We start from the raw sequence: 18,210 nt of genomic DNA on the forward strand, positions 1-18,210 counted from the left end.
GGGGGGGGGGGGGGGGGGGGGGGGGTGGGGGGGGGGGGGGGGGGGGGGGGGGGGGGGGGGGGGGGGGGGGGGGGGGGGGGGGGGGGGGGGGGCGCCCCCCCCCCCCCCCCCCACGCCGGGTGTCACGGGCGGAAGCGCAGGATCTGCGGGTCGTGGTCGCTGATCTGGTCGTGGAACTCCGCGTTGATGTGCACGCTGTCGTAGTCCAGGTCGCAGCCGCGGCGGATCGACGGGCTGACCAGGATCTGGTCCAGGACCTGGCTGTTGCCCTGGTAGACGTACGAGTAACGCTCGCTGCGGGGCAGCGACTTGATCGCCGACCAGAGTTCGCCGCGGCCCTCCAGGAGCTGCGCGGTCTTCGAGAACTCGAAGTCGTTGATGTCGCCCAGCGTGATGACGTCCGCGTTCTTCTGGACGTCGAGGATGTCCTTGACGAAGGCGTTCACCACCGTGGCCTGCTGGTGGCGCTGGGTCTCGGAGCTGCGCGCCGGGGGCTGGTACTGGGAGGTGAACCCCTGGTCGCCGCCCTTGGAGTTGAAGTGGTTGGCGATGACGAAGACCGTGCGGCCGCGGAAGGTGAACTCGCCGGCCAGCGGCTTGCGGCTGCTCTTCCAGGCCTCGTCGGTGGGCGCGATGCGGCCGGGGCTGAGGGTCAGGTGCGCCTTGCCGCGGATCTTCTCGACGCCGGTGGCCGTCGTGGCGTCGCCGCCCGCGCGGTCCGCGAAGGAGACCCGCTCCGGGTTGAACAGGAACGCCTGGCGGATGTTGCCGCCCGGCTCGCCGCCGTCGGTGCCGTCGGCCGGGTCGATCGAGCGCCAGTCGTACGTCGGACCGCCGGCCGCGGCGATCGCGTCGATCAGCTTGTTCAACGTCTGGTCGGCCGCTACCGTGCCGTCGTTCGTCGCGCCGTTGTTGTCCTGGATCTCCTCCAGGGACACGATGTCGGGGGACTTCAGGTTGTTCACGATCGCGGAGGCGTGCGCGGCGAACGTGTCGTCCGACGGGTCGAGGTTCTCGACGTTGTAGGTCGCGACCGCGAGTTCGGACGAGCGCTGTTCGCGGGTCGTCTCGCGCTCCAGCCCCGCGCTCTCCAGGGTGCCGAGCTCGCTCGCGACCAGCGTGTAGCCGCCGAACTGGTTGTAGTCCAGCGGACCGGAGGTGCTGCCCGCGAGGGTGTCGCCCACGTTCGCCTTGGGGAAGGCGGCGGGCGTGCCGAGCGACTGGATCTGGAGACGGCCGGTGTTCTGGTCGTCGTAGGAGCCGTAGACCGTGCCGCCGTGGCGGTTGCGGTTCTCGTGCGGCTTCACCGTCACCCACAGCTCGGTGTACGGGTCGGTGGCGCCGACCACGCGGGTGTCGGTGACCTGGACGGTCATGCCTTCCAGGGCCTCGTAGTGGTCCAGGGCGTACGCGGCGGGCTTCAGCGGCAGCGCGTTGATCGAGCCGCCGGCGGCGGTGTCACCGGCCGGGGCGTAGGCCGCCGGGACCGAGCGCGAGGTGATCGCCGTCGCGGCGGGGAGGGCGTTGCCGCTGGAGACGACCGTGGTCGTCGGCTTGGTGATCTCCGTGACGGACTGGTTGCCGGAGTTCGCGCCGCCCGGGACGAACTCGGTGACCGTGCCGCTCACCGTCACCGAGTCGCCCACGGCGACCCCCTTGGGGGTGGAGCTGGTGAAGACGAAGACGCCCTCACTGGTCGCCGGGTCGGCATCCGGGCTCGGGTCCTGGATCCAGAAGCCGCGGGAGGACCCGTAGGTCCGGATGCCGGTGACGATTCCGGCCACGTCGGTGACCTGCTTGCCCGCGTACGGGGACGTCCGGGTGGTGCCCTGGATGTCGTGGACGCGGACCGACTCCGCGTGCGCGGGGGTGGTGAGGACGATCGTGGAAGCCGCGGAACAGGCGGCGGCGACGGTGAGCGCGGCGAGGCGCGCGGACGACTTGCTCGGCAATGGGATTCCCTCCGGGGACGTGACAGGGCGCCGGGACGAGGGCGAACGGGTGGGACGACAGCTGGCCGCTCCCTGCGGGGCGGGGCGGTGACGCGCGTAGACGCGGGCGGGACGGATGGACGGGGTGGGGCCGGTCCGGTGAACAAGTGTCCGCCGACTTCTACGCGCGTCAATCTCCAGCCTGTTCATGTCACTTGTCAAGGTTTCGGCCATGTACGGCGGCCGACGAGGAGATGAAGTGGGCGGCATGGGTGGAAATCCGTCTAGGCTGAGCGGTTGAGCCACCTGAGGCGCGCTGGGCCTGTCGTTCGGATCGGGCCCGGGAACCGACAGTGGCTGATCGACGCGGTCGAGCGGGATCCGGCGCGTGCAGCTGCAAGGCGGACGACAACGCGGCAGACGTGCCTGTCGGAACCCGCGTCTGCGGCGTGATCCGAACGACAGGCCCTAGGAGAACCAGCCGATGTCAGACAGCTCCCCCCTGCCGCCGGTGCGGCTGCACACCGAAGCGGAGCTGGCGCGCGACGCGCTGTCCACACCGTTGCTGTCCCGAGCCGCCCGGCTCGCCCGCTGGGCCGGGCCGGACACCCGTGTCGACGCCGGGGGCGGCCTCGTCGACGAACAGCTGCCCGCCGCCGTCGAGACGCTCGGCCTGAGCGGGGACGACGCCGCCGCCGATGCCAGTGAGGCCTGGCGGGTCGCCGTCGACGCCGGTCTCGTGGAGGTCCTCGACGAGGAGGAGGGCACCGTCCGGGCGGGCGAGGAACTCGCGCTGCTCACCGGCGGCTCCCCGCAGGACGTGCTGGCCGTCTGGCTCGCCGCCCTGGAGACCGTGCTCGCCGACGCGAGCGTGCCCGACCTGGACGGACTCCTCGACGAGGACGGCGAGGTCGACCTGTCCGCCCTGGAGTGGGACCCCGAGGCCGAGGCCGAGTTCCTGGACGGCGTCCTCGGCAACCTCTACCTGCTGACCGCGGGCGAGGACACCCCCGGCGGCGCCCCCGTGCCCCTCCCGGCACTGGCCGCCTCGGTGATCGTGCCGAGCGACATGGACGAGCCCACCAACGACGTCCTGGAGCAGGTGTCCGACGCGATGATGCGGCTGGACGACCAGTTCCGGATGCTGGAGCCGGTCGGATTCGTCGAGTACCAGCCGGTGGACGAGGCGCTGATGGCCGACGCCGACGAGGAGCCCGCCGCTCCCGTCGACGACACCGACGTCTCCCGCTACGGCATGGTCCGGCTCACCCCGCTCGGGCTCTACGGCATGCGCGCCCGGCTGCTGGAGGCCGGTTTCGACGCCCCCGCCGTCGGCGGCCTCACCGACAAGGGAGCCGACGCGCTGCTCGACGGCACCGCCGGCTACCCGCCCGGGGCCGCGCAGGCCGAGACGGGGCAGTGGCTCCGGCAGCGCGAACCGCTCGCCGCGGCACGGGAGTTGCTGGCGGCGGCGCGGGGTTCCGACGCCGGGGCGCCGTTGCGGCGGCTGCGCTGCCAGCAGGCCCTGTCGCTGGTCGGCGCCTCGGCCGAACCCGCCCTGCGGGAGGTGCTCGACGACGCCGAACTGGGCGGGCTCGCCCGTGTCTGGCTGACCGAGCAAGGTGCGGCGGACGTGCCGACGCCGTCCGAGGCGATGGTGTACTGGCTGACCATCGACACGGTCGCCGCGCAGCTCGCGGCGGAAGGGAACTCCGAGGAGCTGCGGGCTCTGGTGCAGGGGCTCGCGCAGCAGCACAGCGGGTTCTTCGCCGCCGTGTGGCGGGTGGACCACCCCGCGACCGCCGATGTGCTGGAAGCCATGGGGCGGCTGCATCCCGACAAGAAGGTGGCGAAGGAAGCGCGGAAGGCCGCGTTCAAGGCGCGGTCGCAGCAGGGGAGCTGATCCGGTTCCGCGCGTGCGCGGCGCCGTCTCGGCTTGTCGCGCAGTTCCCCGCGCCCCCAGGGTGTGTTCAACCGGCGTTCACGGTTGAGCGGGACGGTTTCGCCGAAAGAGGTCCGCCACCTCCCACGGCATCCTCACCGTCTCAGGAGACTCCATGTCGCTCACCCGTAGGGACTTCGCCAGGAACACCGCGATCACCGGCGCCGGTGTCGCGCTGGCGGGCAGTGTCGGGGCCCTCGCCACGGCCCCGAACGCCCTCGCGTCCTACGACACCGACAGTGCCGAGGGCGCCGCTGACGCCCGGCACGGCGTCGGCTACGGGCCGCTCGTCCCCGACCCCCGGGGCATCCTCGCGCTGCCCGCCGGCTTCACGTACCGCGTCATCACGCACAGCGGGAGGACCACGCTGGAGACCGGCGAGTCCACGCCGTCCAACCACGACGGCACCGCCGCCTTCGACGGCCCCCGCGGCACCACCCTGCTCGTCAACAACCACGAGCTGAAGGGCCCGCGCGCCAACTGGACGCATCCCGTGCCCCTCACCGAGGGCCTCGTCTACGACCCGGCCGCGGCCGGCGGCTGCACCGTCGTCGAGGTGCGCCCCGACGGACGCGTCGCCGAGTGGGTGGGCATCGCCGGCACCTCCACCAACTGCGCGGGCGGCCGCACCCCGTGGGGCACCTGGCTCACCTGCGAGGAGAACTCCGACAAGGCCGGCGTCAACGGCATGACCAAGGACCACGGGTACGTGTTCGAGGTCGACCCCGCCGACCGCCGCGCCAACCGCGACCCCAAGCCGCTGAAGTTCTTCGGCCGTTACGACCACGAGGCCGTCGTCATCGACCCCAAGCGCGGCCACGCCTACCTCACCGAGGACGCCTCCGGCCCCAACGGCCTCTTCTTCCGCTGGACCCCGCCGAAGGGCTTCACCTACGGCCACGGGAAGTTCCGCCGGCTCGCCGACGACGCCGGTGTGCTCCAGGCGCCCAAGTGCTTCGACGCCGGCGGCAGGTTCGTCGACGACCTCTCCCGCGCCACCCGCATCGGCACCGTCTACGGCGTCGACTGGGTGGACGTCCCCGACCGCGACGCCCGCACCACCCCCGTGCGCAAGCAGTTCGGCGACCGCGACGTCACGCGTGCCCGCAAACTGGAGGGCATGTGGTGGGGCGACGGCGGCGCCTACATCGTGTCGTCCTACGCCCGTGACGAGAGCCCCGTCCGGCACGACGGCCAGGTCTGGTTCTACGACCCCAAGCGCCGCACCCTGACGCTGAAGGTGCTGCTCGGCGTGAACCCCGACCCGGCGAAGGACGGCGCGTTCGACGGGCCCGACAACATCACCGTCTCCCCCTACGGCGGTCTCGTCATCGCGGAGGACGGCGAGGGCGTGCAGCACCTGTTCGGAGCCACCGACAGCGGACGCACGTACCCGATCGCCCGCAACGAATGGAACATCGGCACCGAGGAGGAGCCGGAGTACAGCGAGTTCACCGGGGTCACCTTCTCGCCCGACGGCCGGACCCTCTACGCCAACATCCAGACGCCCGGCATCATGCTCGCCATCACCGGCCCCTGGAAGCGGCAGAAGAAGCACTAAATTCGTTCGCAGCTCCCGCGGCGCGCCTCCTACAGTGAGATCACAACGTCACGCACCTCCCGGTGCGAGGGCAGCGGCTACTTCCTCCAAAGAACTCGACGCCGCCGCCGATCTGATCTCGGGAGGCGCGGCATGGTGGGTGCCCGGTGCGAAGGCAACGGCTACTTCCTGGGATCGGATGGTTGCGGGTTCGAGTCCCGTCGGCGACCTCGGGTCGCCGTAGCTCAATGGGTAGAGCATCTGAATGAGTCCGTCGCCGCATTCTGTCCTCGGGCACCCACCGCTTTTCCTGCCGCGTCCCCTGAACAACGAGGAACGAATTCGGGGGAATTCACCATGGCGCGATTCAACAGCAAGACGACGCGGGCCCGTCCCGTCTCGCGGGTGACGTCGACGGGGCGTGTGCTGCGCACCTTCGAGGGCGGCCGGGGCCGCGAACGGGACGCGCGCTCGGAGCTGTTCCTGCTCGCCGTGTCCCACCTCGTCTCCCAGCGGAGCTTCTACGAGACGGGCGAAGACCGCGACGACCGGTTCCGGCGGCTCGTGCGCGAACTCGCCGTCCGGGACCCCCGGTGGACGGCCGGCCTGCTCGGCTGGCTGCGCGGCGCGGGCAACCTGCGCACCGCCTCCGTCGTCGGCGCCGCCGAGTACGTCAAGGCCCGCCTGGACGCCGGAGCGACCGGCGGACCGTCCAACCGGCAGGTCGTCGACTCCGTCCTCCAGCGGCCCGACGAGCCCGGCGAGCTGCTCGCCTACTGGACCACGACCTACGGCCGCAACGTGCCCAAGCCCGTCAAGCGCGGCGTCGCCGACGCCGTGCGCCGCCTGTACCACGGCAGGGCCCTGCTGAAGTACGACACCGCCTCCAAGGGCTACCGCTTCGGCGACATCCTGAACCTCGTGCACGCGGCTCCCGATCCGGGAAAGCCCTGGCAGGGCGAGCTGTTCCGCCACGCCCTCGACCGCCGCCACCACCCGGACACCGCCGTGCCGCCCGCCTCGGAGCCCGTCCTCACCGCGCACCGCGCGCTGATGGCACTGCCCGTCGCACAGCGGCGCGCGGTCGTGACCGCCGAGGGCGGCTCCGAGCGGCTGGCCGCGGCCGGCATGACGTGGGAGGCGCTGGCGGGCTGGTTGCAGGGGCCGATGGACGCGGCCGCCTGGGAGGCCGTCATCCCCTCCATGGGGCCGATGGCGCTGCTGCGCAATCTGCGCAACTTCGACGAGGCCGGTGTGCGCGACGAGGTCGCCGAGCAGGTCTGCGCCCGGATCAGCGACCCGGCGGAGGTCGCCCGCTCGCGGCAGTTCCCCTTCCGCTACCTCGCCGCCCACCGGCACGCGCCCTCGCTGCGCTGGTCGTACGCCCTGGAGCGGGCGCTCGGCCACTCGCTGGCCAACGTGCCCGCGCTGTCCGGCCGGACCCTGGTGCTCGTGGACCGCTCGGGTTCGATGTTCTGGTCGCGGCTGTCCGACCGCTCGGCGCTCACCTGGGCCGACGCGGCCGCGGTGTTCGGCACGGCGCTCGCGCTGCGGGCCGAGCACGCCGACCTGGTCGAGTTCGGCTCCACCAGCGACCGCGTGTCCTTCCGCGCGGGCGAGTCCGTGCTGAAGGTCCTCGACCGCTTCCACGGTCTGGGCGGCACCGACACCACGGAAGCGCTGCGCCGGCACTACGACGGGCACGACCGGGTGCTGATCGTCACCGACGAGCAGTACACGCACCACCACCGCGGCGGTCCGGCCGAGCAGGTCCCGGCCGACGTGCCGCTCTACACCTGGAACCTGGCCGGTCACCCGGCGGGCCACGGCCCCTCGGGCGCGGCGAACCGGCACACCTTCGGGGGCCTGTCGGACGCCGCCTTCCGCATGGTCCCGCTGATCGAGGCCGCCCGGGACGCCGACTGGCCCTGGGCGGCCTGAGCGATCGGGGCCCGCGCTGCGCATCCGCAACGTGGGCCCCGCACCGCATGCGGACCGCGGGCCCCGCACCGCACGCGGACCACGGGCCCCGCACCGCATGCGGAGCGCCGGCCCCGGAGCGCCGCGTCCGGACCCTTGTTGCCTCCGGCACTGACATCTAACATTTCAGTCGTGGACACCATGCGGCCCGTGCCCCGCACCCTGCTCAGGGACCGGGCGTACGCGGCGATCAGGGACGCCATCGTGGCCGGGGACATCGAACCCGGCACGGTGGTGCGGGACGCCGACCTCGCGGAGCGGCTGGGGCTGTCCCGCGCCCCGGTGCGCGAGGCCTTCTCCCGGCTCGTGGACGAGGGCCTGCTGGAGAGCAAGCCGCAGAGCTACACCCGGGTGACGCCGCTGGTGGCCGCCGACGTCCGGGACGCCGCGGCCGTCGTCGGGGCCATGCACGAACTCGCCACCCGGGCCGCCGTGCCCCGCCTGACCGCAGTGGACATCGCCGCGATGCGCGCCGCCAACGCGCGGTTCGCCGCGGCCGTGGACAGCGGGGACGTCGAGGCGGCCCTGCGTGCCGACGACGAACTGCACGACGTCCTCGTGCGCGCCGGCGGCAACCGCGCGGCAGCCGCGACCGCCGCCCGCTACACCCCGCTCATCCGCCGCCTGGAACGCCGGCGCTTCGGCGAGGGGGGCAGCTGCCGCTCGGCCGGGCTGCACGAGCGGCTCATCGACGCCTGCGCGGCCGGGGACGCGGCCGAGGCGGTCCGTGTCACCGCGGAGATCTGGCGAGGGCTCGAAGAGCTCGCCGACTGACGGACCGGAACCGACCGGGAGGACCCATGCCCCTTTCCTCGTACGCCCGTTACCCCCTGCTCTTCGGCCCCTCGCCCGTGCACCGGCTGGAACGGCTGACCGAACGTCTCGGCGGCGCCTCCCTGTGGGCCAAGCGCGAGGACTGCAACTCCGGCATCGCCTACGGCGGGAACAAGACCCGCAAGCTGGAGTACCTGGTCGCCGACGCGCTCGCCCAGGGCTGCGACACCCTCGTGTCGATCGGCGGCGTGCAGTCCAACCACACCCGCCAGGTCGCCGCCGTCGCCGCCCGGGCCGGACTCGCGTGCGTCCTCGTGCAGGAGAGCTGGGTGGACTGGCCCGACGCGGTGTACGACAAGGTCGGCAACATCCTGGTCAGCCGGCTCGCCGGGGCCGACGTACGGCTGGTGAGGGCCGGGTTCGGCATCGGTTTCAAGGAGAGCTGGGAACAGGCGCTGCGCGAGGTCGAGGAGTCCGGCGGCAAGCCCTACGCCATCCCGGCCGGTGCCTCCGACCACCCCCTCGGTGGACTCGGCTTCGCCGCCTGGGCGCACGAAGTGGCCCAGCAGGAGAGGGAACTGGGCGTCTTCTTCGACACCGTCGTCGTGTGCTCGGTGACCGGGTCCACCCAGGCCGGCATGGTCGCCGGCTTCGCCGCGCTGGAGGAGGCCGGAGGACGCCCCCGCCGGGTGCTCGGCATCGACGCCTCGGCCGCACCCGCCGCCACCCGGGCGCAGATCGCCCGGATCGCCCATCGCACCGGCCAACTGATCGGCGTCAAGAGGGAGTTGACCGAGGACGACGTCGAACTCGACGACCGGTACCACGCCGGCGTCTACGGCGTGCCCGACGAGGCCACCCTGGACGCCATGCGCCTGGCCGCGCGCACGGAGGGGATGGTCACCGACCCCGTCTACGAGGGCAAGTCCATGGCGGGCATGGTGGACCTGGTGCGGCGGGGCGAGATAGGCCGGGACGCGACGGTGCTGTACGCCCACCTGGGCGGGCAGCCGGCCCTGAACGCCTACAGCGCGCTGTTCTGAGTCCCCTCGCGGGAATCGGCCGGGCGGCGGGGGCGTTGCCCCTGGTGAGCCGACGTCGCCGAGGAGGCGCCATGTCCGACGCACCAGCCGTCCACGAGCTCCGCCTGGTCGTGACGGCGGACGACTACGACGCCGCCCTGCACTTCTACCGGGACGTCCTCGGCCTGCCCGAGAGGGACGCGTTCGCCTCCGAGGACGGGCGGGTCACCATCCTGGAGGCCGGACGGGCCACGCTGGAGCTGACCGATCCGAACCACGCCGCGTTCATCGACGACGTGGAGGTGGGACGGCGCGTGGCCGGGCACATCCGCGTCGCCTTCCGGGTGGACGACTCGGCCGCCGCCAGCGCCCGGCTGGAGGCCGCCGGGGCCGAGGTCGTCGCCGAGCCGGTCCGCACCCCCTGGAACTCCCTCAACGCACGGCTCCAGGCCCCCGGCGCCCTCCAGCTGACGCTGTTCACCGACCTCGACGGCTGACGGGGCCCGCCGTCCGGCCGCCCGGACCCGGCCCGGCCCGCGCCGGTTACAGTGCTGGACGTGTGGACCGACGAACAGCGCGCGGAGCCGGGAGCCGAAGGGCCCCGCGGTGCGCGGCGCCGGGCCACCATCCACGACGTCGCCCGCCTGGCCGGCGTGTCCCGCCAGACGGTCTCCCGCGCGGTCAACGACAAGGGCGAGATAGACCCCGCCACCAAGGAACGGGTGCTGGAGGCGGTGCGGCTCCTGGACTACCGGCCGAGCCGGTTCGCGCGCGGACTCGTGCAGAAGGGCGCCGTCACCGCGGGCCTGGTCATCCCGGACCTGCGCAACCCGTTCTTCCCCGAGGTCGCCGCCGGGGTGCTGGAGGCCGCCGAGCAGCGCGGCTGGCAGGTCGTCGTCTGGGACTCCCGGATCGACGAGGCCCGCGAGCGGCAGGCCTTGGACGTGCTGTCCCACCAGGCCGACGCGGTCATCGGCTACTTCAGGGACTCCGACGAGGTCCTCACCCGGCACCTCGCGGGCGTACCGCTGGTGCTGCTGGAACGGGGGCCGCGGCAGACCGGGTTCGCTGCCGTCGGCATCGACGCCGTGAGCGGGGTCGGTGCGGGCCTGGAGCACCTGTACCGCGCCGGGCACCGCCGGATCGGCATGCTGGACGGCGTGCACGGCCCCGGACACCGGCGGAGGGCCTTCCTGGACCACGTGCGGCGGCTCGGCCTGCCGGTGGACGAGGGCTGGGTCGCGACGTGCCCGGAGCACAGTGTGGCGGGCGGCGAGGCCGGCATGGAGCGGCTGCTGCGGGAACGGCCCGGGATCACCGCCGTGTTCGGCTTCAACGACCTCATCGCGGTAGGGGCGATGCGCGCCGCGCGCCGCCGCGGCCGGGGGATTCCGGACGACCTGGCCGTCCTGGGCTTCGACGGGCTCTCCCTGGGCGAACTGGTGGAGCCCGCCCTGACCACCCTGCACATCGACAAGCGGCGGCTGGGGCGGCTGGCCGTGGAACAGGTGGCCCGGTTGCGGAAGGGCGACGAGCCGCTGCGGGGCCCGGACGCCTGGGTGACGCCCGAGCTGGTCGTGCGCGCCTCCGCCTGAGCCGCACGGCCGCACCGGACGAGCACGGTGCGGCGGGGCGTTGCGGCTAAGGTGCCCGAAGGGTCCCCGGTCGGTCCGTGAGGAGGGCGCGTGGTGCAGGTCAGGCCCATGCGGGCGGATGCCCGGCGCAACCGCGAGCGGCTGCTGCAGGTGGCCGTGGAGGCGTTCGCCGAGCACGGCGAGAACGCGTCCCTGGACGACATCGCCAAGCGGGCGGGTGTCGGGTCCGGCACGCTGTACCGGCATTTCCCGACCCGGCAGGCCCTGCTGGAGGCGGTGTACCTGGACCGGATCGAGGCGATCGCCGCCCGGGCCGACGCACTCGCCGCCGCGCTGGCACCGGGGGAGGCCCTGGCGGAGTGGCTGTATGAGGTCGGCGCCGGGCTGATCCGGATGCGCGGGCTGCGGACGCTGCTCGGCCCGGCCGTCACCGGCGGTGCGGGGGCGGTGGCCACGGCCTGCGGCGACTCGGTGCGCGGCGCGGCGCGACGGCTGGTCCGGGCCGCGCAGGAGGAGGGCACCCTGCGGCAGGACGTGGCGCCGGAGGACGTCCTGCGCCTGGCCCACGGCATGGCGACGGCGTCGGAACTGGCCGACGGGGAGTGCGGTCATATGCGGCGCTACCTGTCCCTGCTGACGGAGGGGCTCCGCCCGCGCGACCACTGACCCGGGCGGCCGGCTCCGGCGAGGCCGCCCGGACGCCCTCGGCGAGGGCGCCCGGGGTGCGGCCGGGGTGTCACAGGGCCTGGGCGGCCGGCTTCACCATCCCCCGAACCGTGCGGGACTTCACGAAGTCGCCCATCGCCGTCATCTCCCACTCGCCGGAGAACTGGCGGATCAGCTTGGCCATCATCACGCCCGTCTGGGCCTCGGCGCCGGTCAGGTCGAAGCGGACCAGCTCCTCGCCCGTGGCGGCGTCGAGCAGGCGGCAGTAGGCCTTGGCCACCTCGGTGAACTTCTGGCCGGAGAAGGAGTTCACCGTGAACACCAGGCCCGTGACCTCCTGGGGCAGACGGCCGAGGTCGACCGTGATGACCTCGTCGTCGCCGCCGCCCTCACCGGTGAGGTTGTCGCCGGAGTGGCGGATCGCGCCGCCGACGATCTGGAGCTTGCCGAAGTAGCAGCTGTCGATGTGGTTGCGCTGCGGCCCGTAGGCGATGACCGAGGCGTCCAGGTCGATGTCCTTGCCGCGGTACGCCGGCTCCCAGCCGAGGCCCATCTGCACCTGGGACAGCAGGGGACGGCCGCCCTTGATCAGCGAGACGGTCTGGTTCTTCTGGAGGCTGACGCGGCCCTTGTCGAGGTTGATCTTCCCCGCGCCGGGAGCGGGCGGCGGGGGCGTGGCGGGAGCGGCCGGGGGAGCGGCGGGCGCGGTGACGGGCGGGGCCGGCGGCTGCACCGGGGCCGGGGGCGGGGCCACCGGCTGAGCGGGGGCGGCCGGTTCCTCCACCGTCACACCGAAGTCCGTGGCGATGCCCGCCAGGCCGTCGGCGTAGCCCTGGCCGACCGCGCGGGCCTTCCACTGGCCGTTGCGCAGGTACACCTCGACGATCACCAGGGCCGTCTCGCTGCCGAGCTGCGGGGGTGTGAAGGTGGCGAGGACCGAGCCGTCGTCCGCGTTGCGGAGGGTGGCCGTCGGTTCGATGCCCTGGAAGGTCTGGCCCGCGGCGTCCGGGCTGGCCGTGATGGCGATCTTCTCGATGCCCGGGGGGAGGGCGGTCGTGTCGACGACGATGGCGTCGGGGGCGGAGCCGCCGCCCGAGCGGTACGTCACGCCCGGGCCCGACGGCTGGTTGTAGAAGATGAAGTCGTCGTCGGAGCGCACCTTGCCGTCGGCGGTGAGCAGCAGGCCCGATACGTCGAGCCGCACCGGAGCGGCGACGTCCACCGTCACGCGGGCGGCGGACAGGGGGATGTTCGAGCCGGGGGTCATAGCTGTCATGCCGGGTGAACGAGCGAGGCGGTTTTGCCGTTCCCTTACCTTGCTGCCATTCGGGTCAGCGGCGGTTGCGCGGGTGATCGCGGGCGGTGCGCTCGTTTCCGCGCTTGTAGTTCCCGGTCCAGCGGGCCATGACGAGCTGGGGGTCCGAGGCCTCGACCTCGGCGAGGAACCGCGCGGCCCGCGGCCCGTTCAGGGTGGTGGCGGGGCGGCCGTGGTGGCTGATGCGGACGCTTCCGCCGGTGTGCTGCTCGTAGGTGAAGCCGTGAGGTCGTGGCATGCCCGCGAGCGTACGGGGGCGGGGCGGGCCGGCCCACCGGATTTCCGCCCGCCCCGCCCGCCGGCCCCGCCCAGCCCGCCCCGCCCGGCGTGCCCTCGGCGGCCCGCCGTCCTACGACGCCGTCCTACGGCACGACCACGATCTTGCGGCCGACGCCCGCCGCGAACTGCTCCAGCGCCTCGGGGTACCGCGCCAGCGGGATGCGGTCGCTGATGAAGACCTCGGGGTCGAGGACGCCGTTGGCGAAGAGCTCCGCCGCCCGCTCGAAGCTGTGCAGCACCGCCATCGAGCCGGTGATGGTGATCTCCTGGTTGTAGATGCGGTACGGGTCGATGGTCACGCGGGTCGCGTAGTCGGCGACGCCGAACTGCAGGAACGTACCGGCCTTGGCCACCCGGTCCAGGCCGTCCTGGATGGCGGCCGCGTTGCCGGTGGCGTCCACGACCAGGTCCCAGCCCTGCGGACGGTCGAGTTCGTCCGGGTTCGCCGCGGAGGCCGACACGCCGAGGCGGCGGGCCGTCTCCAGCCGGGCCGGGTTCACGTCGACGACGTCCACGCTCGCCGCGCCGGTGCGCTTGGCCAGCTCCAGCATCATCAGGCCCATCGTGCCGGAGCCGTAGATCAGCACGTGCGCGCCCAGGCGGGACTGGAGCACGTCGTAGCCGCGCACCGCGCAGGACAGCGGCTCCACCAGGGCGGCGTCCTCGGTGCGGACGTGGTCGGGGAGCCTGACGCAGTTCGCCACCGGGGCGACGGCGTACTGCGCGGCGCCGCCGGCCGTCGTCACGCCGATCGCCGCCCAGCGTTCGCACAGGTTGTTGTGGCCGGTGCGGCAGTAGCGGCACTCGTAGCAGTACAGGGACGGGTCGACGGCGACCCGGTCGCCGACCGCCACCTCGGTGACCTGGGTGCCGACGCCGACGACCTCGCCCGCGAACTCGTGCCCGGGCACGATCGGCAGCTTGGGGGCGAATTCGCCCTGGAGGATGTGCAGGTCGGTGCCGCACAGGCCGCAGGCCGCGACCTGGACGACGACCTCGCGCGGCCCCGGCGCCGGGTCCGGGACCTCGGTGACGACGGCCCTGCCCACGGACTCGATGACGGCGGCCTTCATTTCACGGCTCCCAACGACAGGCCCTGGACCAGCTTGTCCTGGGCGGCGAACCCCGCGGCGAGCACCGGCAGGGAGATGACGAGCGACGCGGCGCACACCTTCGCCAGGAACAGGCCCTGGCTGGTGATGAAGCCGGTCAGGAACACCGGCGCGGTCTCGGCGACCACGCCCGTCAGCACACGGGCGAACAGCAGCTCGTTCCAGCTGAAGATGAAGCAGATCAGGGCGGTGGCGGCGATGCCCGGCAGGGCGATGGGGGCGACCACGCGGGCCAGGACGGTGGGCAGCCGGGCCCCGTCCACCCGGGCCGCCTCGATCACCGCGACGGGGATCTCGGCGAGGAACGACTGCATCATCCACACCGCGATCGGCAGGTTCATGGAGGTGTAGAGGATGACGAGCAGCCAGATGTTGTCGAGCATCCCGGCGTTCTTGGCGAACAGGTAGATCGGCAGCAGGCCCGCCACGACCGGCAGCATCTTGGTGGACAGGAAGAAGAACAGCACGTCCGTCCACTTGCGGACCCGGTTGATCGACAGGGCGTAGGCCGCCGGGAAGGCCAGCAGCAGCACCAGCAGGGTCGACGCGACGGACGCGACCGTGGAGTTGATCAGGGCGGGCCAGGGGCTCGCGCCGCCGCCCGCGCCGAAGAACTCGCGGTAGCCGTCCAGGGTCAGGGCCGCCGCGAAGGACGGCGGATTGGTCGCCGCGTCCGTCTCCGAGTGGAAGGACGTCAGCGCCATCCACGCGATGGGCAGGAAGAACGCGATGCCGAGCAGCCAGGCCAGCAGGCCCAGGCCCGCACCCTTGCCACGGACGCGGCGGGCACGCGGGGCGATCGTGCTCATGCGCGGGACACCTCCTCGCGGAACAGGGACGACACCACGCGCAGGGCGAAGGTCGCGATGACGATCGAGCCGATGACCACCAGGACGCCGGCGGCCGAGGCGAGGCCGTTCTCGTGGGCCTGGTAGAAGGTCTGGTAGACGGTGTAGGGGAGGTTGGCGGTGCCGAGGCCGCCGGACGTGATCGTGAAGACCGCGTCGAAGTTCTGCACGATGTAGATCGACCCCAGCAGGGCACCGAGTTCGAGGTAGCGGCGCAGGTGCGGCAGCGTCAGGTGGACGAATATCTGCCAGTCGCTCGCCCCGTCGACCCGCGCCGCCTCGATCTGCTCGTGGTCGCGGCTCTGCAGGCCGGCGAGCAGGATCAGCATCATGAACGGCGTCCACTGCCAGATGAGCGAGGCCTCGACGGCGAGCAGCGGGGTGTTCGAGATCCAGTCGGGCTGTGGTCCGCCCACATAGTGCAGCAGCCCGTTGAACAGGCCGTATTCGGGGTTGTAGAGCACGTGTTTCCAGAGCAGGGCCGCCGCGACCGGCACCACCAGGAAGGGTGCGATCAGCAGCGTGCGCACGATGCCCCGGCCACGGAACCTGCGGTCCAGCAGCAGCGCCAGGACCAGGCCGAGCACCAGGCTGGCCAGGACCACCGCCACCGTCAGCAGGACGGTGGTCCCCACCGAGTGGCGCAGGTCCGGGTCGGTGAGGACCTCCTGGTAGTTGTCGAGGCCGGCGAAGCGACGGGCGTCCGGGTAGAGGGAGTTCCAGTCGAAGAAGGAGATCACCAGCGTGGCCACGAAGGGCAGCTGGGTGACGACGATCATGAAGATCAGGGCGGGGAGCAGCGGGGCGCGGGTGGCCCAGGCGCGCAGGCGGCCGGAGGGCCGGCGGACCGGTGCGGGTGTCCCGGGAGCGGCCACGGGGGCCGTGGTGGTGGCGGTCATCGTCCCTCGTACTCCTCGGAGATCTTCTCGGCGAGCTCCTGGGACGTGCGCAGGGCCGACTCCACGGACTGGCGTCCGGCGATGGCCGCGCTGATCTCCTGGGAGACCTTGGTGCCCAGGTCGGTGAACTCGGGGATGCCGACGAACTGGATGCCGGGCGCGGGCCGCGGCTGCACGCCCGGATCGGTGGGCCGCGCCTGCTCGATGGCCTCCTTGGTCATCTCCTGGAAGGCGCCGGCCTCCTCGCGGTAGGCGGGGTTGGCGTACGTCGAGGCCCGCTTGCCGGCCGGCACGTTCGACCAGCCGACCTTGTCGCCGACCAGCTGCTCGTACTCCTTGCCGGAGGCCCAGGAGACGAACTTCCAGGCGTTGTCCGGGTTGCGGGAGGCCTGCTGGATGCCCCAGGCCCAGGTGTACAGCCAGCCCGAGGACTTCGTCCGCTCCACGGGGGCGGGGGCGTAGCCCACTTTGCCCTTGACCGGGGACCCGGCCGCCTCCAGGGAACCGGCCGCGGAGGTGGCGTCGTACCACATGGCGACCTTGCCCTGGGTCATGTTGTTGAGGCACTCGGCGAACCCGGCCTGGGCCGCGCCGGACTCGCCGTGCTCGCGCACCAGGTCCACGTAGAACTTCGTGGCCTTCTCGAACTCGGGGGAGTCCAGCCGCGCCTTCCAGTCCTTGTCGAACCAGGTGCCGCCGAAGGTGTTCACGACGGTCGTCAGGGGTGCCATGACCTCGCCCCAGCCGGGCAGCCCGCGCAGGCAGATGCCCTTCATGCCGGGTTCGGCGCCGTCGGCCTTCGCCGCGAGGTCCGCCACCTGCCGCCAGGTGGGCCGGGCCGGCATCGTCAGGCCCTTCTTCTCGAAGATGTCCTTGCGGTACATCAGGAACGACGACTCGCCGTAGAACGGCTGGCCGTAGAGCTTGCCGTCCTCGGCGGTGAGGGACTGGCGCATCGGCGTGAGCACGTCCTGCTCGTCGTAGGCCCGGTCCTTCGCGACATAGCCGTTCATCTCGTGCAGCCAGCCGTTGCGGGCGTAGATGGGTATCTCGTAGTTGGACAGCGTGGCGACGTCGTACTGGCCGGCCTGGTTGGCGAAGTCCTGGCTGATCTTGTCGCGGACGTCGTTCTCGGGCAGGACGGTGAAGTTGACCTTGATGCCGGTCTCTTCGGTGAAGTGCTCGCGGGTCAGTTTCTGCAGTTCGACCATCTGCGGGTTGTTGACCATCAGGACGTTGATGGCGTCGCCGCCGGATCCGGCCCCGCCCGCGCCGACCCAGCAGCCGGAGAGCAGCGGGGCGAGCAGCGTCCCTGCGGCGGCCAGGGCGAGCGGGGCTCGCGGTGGCCGTCGTCGGCTCTGGGTTCGCATGGATCGCTCCTGGATGTATGGGGACATAAGGGATGTGCGGAGGTGTGCCGGGGCGGGGGCTGGTGCCCCGGCGGGGACGGGTGCGCTCGTCTCAGACGCGGATGACGTGCGGTCCGAGCAGGGAGTAGCGGTGGGCCTCGGAGGACGGCAGCAGGGTGCTCGTCACAATCGTCTCCAGCGCGCCGACCTCGGCGAACCGGCAGAAGCTGACCGCGCCGAACTTGGTGTGCACACCGGCGAAGACCGTGCGCCGGGCGGCCCGGATCGCCTGCGCCTTCACCTCGCTGACGGCCGGGTCCGGGGTGGTCAGGCCGTGCTCGCGGGAGATGCCGTTGGCGCCGATGTAGGCCAGGTCGACGACGAAGCCGGACAGCATCTTCGTCGTCCAGTGGTCGACGGTGGCGAGCGTTCCGGAGCGCACCCGGCCGCCGAGCAGCAGCACGGACACGGTGTCCGTCCCGGCGAGCGCGCCGGCGACCGGCAGGGAGGCGGTGACCACGGTCAGCGGCCGGTCCCGGGGCAGCGCCTCGGCGATGAGCTGCGGGGTGAAGCCCTCGTCGATGAACACGGTCTCGGCGTCCCCGAGCAACTGCGCCGAGGCGGCGGCGATCCGGCGTTTCTCGGGCACGTGGCTGGTGGCCCGGAAGGCGAGCGTCGTCTCGAAGCCGGCGCTCTCCACCGGGTAGGCGCCGCCGTGGGTGCGGCGCAGCAGGCCGTGGTCCTCCAGGACCCGCAGGTCCCGGCGGACGGTCTCCTTGGCCACCCCGAGCTCGCCGGCGAGGGCGGTGACGTCGACCGATCCGTCACGCCGTGCGGCCAGCACGATCTCGCGCTGGCGTTCTTCCGCCGTCTTGTTCATGGCCGTCATGCTGCCTTCCTGCCGTGCCCTGCCCGTTCGGGCCGGAGCGGGGCCTCGCAGGAAGTTCTACAGCGGGTT

Annotated in this window: 16 protein-coding genes; 8 read left to right on the forward strand and 8 right to left on the reverse strand. The window is 72.5% G+C overall.

The annotated features are described in order from the left end of the window. Positions 1–122 precede the first annotated feature (122 nt). Positions 123–1,952, reverse strand: coding sequence for an endonuclease/exonuclease/phosphatase family protein (locus tag ACH4C6_RS33005; RefSeq protein ID WP_398112347.1), 1,830 nt, complete (start codon positions 1,950–1,952; stop codon positions 123–125). A 463-nt stretch (positions 1,953–2,415) separates the two neighbouring features. Here ACH4C6_RS33005 and ACH4C6_RS33010 point away from each other — a divergent pair, with 463 nt between their 5' ends. From ACH4C6_RS33010 to ACH4C6_RS33045, 8 genes are all read left to right on the forward strand, one after another. Next, positions 2,416–3,834 carry a hypothetical protein gene (locus ACH4C6_RS33010; RefSeq protein ID WP_398112348.1) on the forward strand — a complete coding sequence of 473 codons (1,419 nt, stop codon included), beginning with the start codon at positions 2,416–2,418 and terminating at the stop codon, positions 3,832–3,834. Positions 3,835–3,988: 154 nt separating this feature from the next. After that, positions 3,989–5,434 carry an alkaline phosphatase PhoX gene (locus ACH4C6_RS33015; protein ID WP_398112349.1) on the forward strand — a complete coding sequence of 482 codons (1,446 nt, stop codon included), beginning with the start codon at positions 3,989–3,991 and terminating at the stop codon, positions 5,432–5,434. 336 nt (positions 5,435–5,770) lie between these two features. After that, positions 5,771–7,354: a TROVE domain-containing protein gene (locus tag ACH4C6_RS33020; protein ID WP_398112350.1), complete on the forward strand. Its 1,584-nt coding sequence runs from the start codon at positions 5,771–5,773 to the stop codon at positions 7,352–7,354. Positions 7,355–7,525: 171 nt separating this feature from the next. Beyond that, positions 7,526–8,167: a GntR family transcriptional regulator gene (locus tag ACH4C6_RS33025; RefSeq protein ID WP_398112351.1), complete on the forward strand. Its 642-nt coding sequence runs from the start codon at positions 7,526–7,528 to the stop codon at positions 8,165–8,167. 26 nt (positions 8,168–8,193) lie between these two features. Continuing rightward, complete coding sequence (locus ACH4C6_RS33030; RefSeq protein WP_398112353.1) at positions 8,194–9,210, forward strand: 1-aminocyclopropane-1-carboxylate deaminase; 1,017 nt, start codon at positions 8,194–8,196, stop codon at positions 9,208–9,210. Between the two features lie 71 nt (positions 9,211–9,281). Further along, the gene (locus tag ACH4C6_RS33035; RefSeq protein ID WP_398112354.1) at positions 9,282–9,686 is read left to right on the forward strand and encodes a VOC family protein; all 405 of its coding nucleotides are present in this window, start codon (positions 9,282–9,284) and stop codon (positions 9,684–9,686) included. A gap of 60 nt (positions 9,687–9,746) precedes the next feature. Beyond that, on the forward strand, positions 9,747–10,784 hold the full coding sequence (locus ACH4C6_RS33040; protein ID WP_398112355.1) for a LacI family DNA-binding transcriptional regulator: 1,038 nt from the start codon (positions 9,747–9,749) through the stop codon (positions 10,782–10,784). A 90-nt stretch (positions 10,785–10,874) separates the two neighbouring features. Continuing rightward, on the forward strand, positions 10,875–11,450 hold the full coding sequence (locus tag ACH4C6_RS33045; RefSeq protein ID WP_398112356.1) for a TetR/AcrR family transcriptional regulator: 576 nt from the start codon (positions 10,875–10,877) through the stop codon (positions 11,448–11,450). Between the two features lie 70 nt (positions 11,451–11,520). Here ACH4C6_RS33045 and ACH4C6_RS33050 read toward each other — a convergent pair whose 3' ends face one another. The 7 genes from ACH4C6_RS33050 to ACH4C6_RS33080 form a co-directional block, all read right to left on the reverse strand. Then, on the reverse strand, positions 11,521–12,717 hold the full coding sequence (locus ACH4C6_RS33050; RefSeq protein ID WP_398112407.1) for a TerD family protein: 1,197 nt from the start codon (positions 12,715–12,717) through the stop codon (positions 11,521–11,523). Positions 12,718–12,781: 64 nt separating this feature from the next. Continuing rightward, entirely contained in the window at positions 12,782–13,003 is a 222-nt protein-coding gene (locus ACH4C6_RS33055) for a hypothetical protein (RefSeq protein ID WP_398112357.1), read from the reverse strand. A gap of 124 nt (positions 13,004–13,127) precedes the next feature. Next, positions 13,128–14,117, reverse strand: coding sequence for a zinc-dependent alcohol dehydrogenase family protein (locus ACH4C6_RS33060; RefSeq protein WP_398112358.1), 990 nt, complete (start codon positions 14,115–14,117; stop codon positions 13,128–13,130). Further along, the gene (locus ACH4C6_RS33065) at positions 14,114–14,965 is read right to left on the reverse strand and encodes a carbohydrate ABC transporter permease (RefSeq protein WP_398112359.1); all 852 of its coding nucleotides are present in this window, start codon (positions 14,963–14,965) and stop codon (positions 14,114–14,116) included. The genes ACH4C6_RS33060 and ACH4C6_RS33065 overlap by 4 nt, the downstream gene beginning before the upstream one ends. Next, on the reverse strand, positions 14,962–15,903 hold the full coding sequence (locus tag ACH4C6_RS33070; RefSeq protein WP_398112360.1) for a carbohydrate ABC transporter permease: 942 nt from the start codon (positions 15,901–15,903) through the stop codon (positions 14,962–14,964). The genes ACH4C6_RS33065 and ACH4C6_RS33070 overlap by 4 nt, the downstream gene beginning before the upstream one ends. Then, on the reverse strand, positions 15,900–17,273 hold the full coding sequence (locus tag ACH4C6_RS33075) for an ABC transporter substrate-binding protein (protein WP_398112361.1): 1,374 nt from the start codon (positions 17,271–17,273) through the stop codon (positions 15,900–15,902). The genes ACH4C6_RS33070 and ACH4C6_RS33075 overlap by 4 nt, the downstream gene beginning before the upstream one ends. Positions 17,274–17,364: 91 nt before the next feature. Then, the gene (locus ACH4C6_RS33080; protein WP_398112362.1) at positions 17,365–18,141 is read right to left on the reverse strand and encodes a DeoR/GlpR family DNA-binding transcription regulator; all 777 of its coding nucleotides are present in this window, start codon (positions 18,139–18,141) and stop codon (positions 17,365–17,367) included. Positions 18,142–18,210: the final 69 nt, after the last annotated feature.

The sequence above is a fragment of the Streptomyces sp. NPDC017943 genome, from assembly GCF_044328425.1.
GTDB lineage: Bacteria > Actinomycetota > Actinomycetes > Streptomycetales > Streptomycetaceae > Streptomyces > Streptomyces djakartensis_A.

Coding starts and splice junctions, on each gene's coding strand:
- ACH4C6_RS33065 (WP_398112359.1), bottom strand. CDS start 14,965: ATGAGCACGATCGCCCCGCGTGCCCGCCGCGTCCGTGGCAAGGGTGCG.
- ACH4C6_RS33035 (WP_398112354.1), top strand. CDS start 9,282: ATGTCCGACGCACCAGCCGTCCACGAGCTCCGCCTGGTCGTGACGGCG.
- ACH4C6_RS33030 (WP_398112353.1), top strand. CDS start 8,194: ATGCCCCTTTCCTCGTACGCCCGTTACCCCCTGCTCTTCGGCCCCTCG.
- ACH4C6_RS33015 (WP_398112349.1), top strand. CDS start 3,989: ATGTCGCTCACCCGTAGGGACTTCGCCAGGAACACCGCGATCACCGGC.
- ACH4C6_RS33020 (WP_398112350.1), top strand. CDS start 5,771: ATGGCGCGATTCAACAGCAAGACGACGCGGGCCCGTCCCGTCTCGCGG.
- ACH4C6_RS33060 (WP_398112358.1), bottom strand. CDS start 14,117: ATGAAGGCCGCCGTCATCGAGTCCGTGGGCAGGGCCGTCGTCACCGAG.
- ACH4C6_RS33010 (WP_398112348.1), top strand. CDS start 2,416: ATGTCAGACAGCTCCCCCCTGCCGCCGGTGCGGCTGCACACCGAAGCG.
- ACH4C6_RS33070 (WP_398112360.1), bottom strand. CDS start 15,903: ATGACCGCCACCACCACGGCCCCCGTGGCCGCTCCCGGGACACCCGCA.
- ACH4C6_RS33075 (WP_398112361.1), bottom strand. CDS start 17,273: ATGCGAACCCAGAGCCGACGACGGCCACCGCGAGCCCCGCTCGCCCTG.
- ACH4C6_RS33080 (WP_398112362.1), bottom strand. CDS start 18,141: ATGACGGCCATGAACAAGACGGCGGAAGAACGCCAGCGCGAGATCGTG.
- ACH4C6_RS33050 (WP_398112407.1), bottom strand. CDS start 12,717: ATGACCCCCGGCTCGAACATCCCCCTGTCCGCCGCCCGCGTGACGGTG.
- ACH4C6_RS33055 (WP_398112357.1), bottom strand. CDS start 13,003: ATGCCACGACCTCACGGCTTCACCTACGAGCAGCACACCGGCGGAAGC.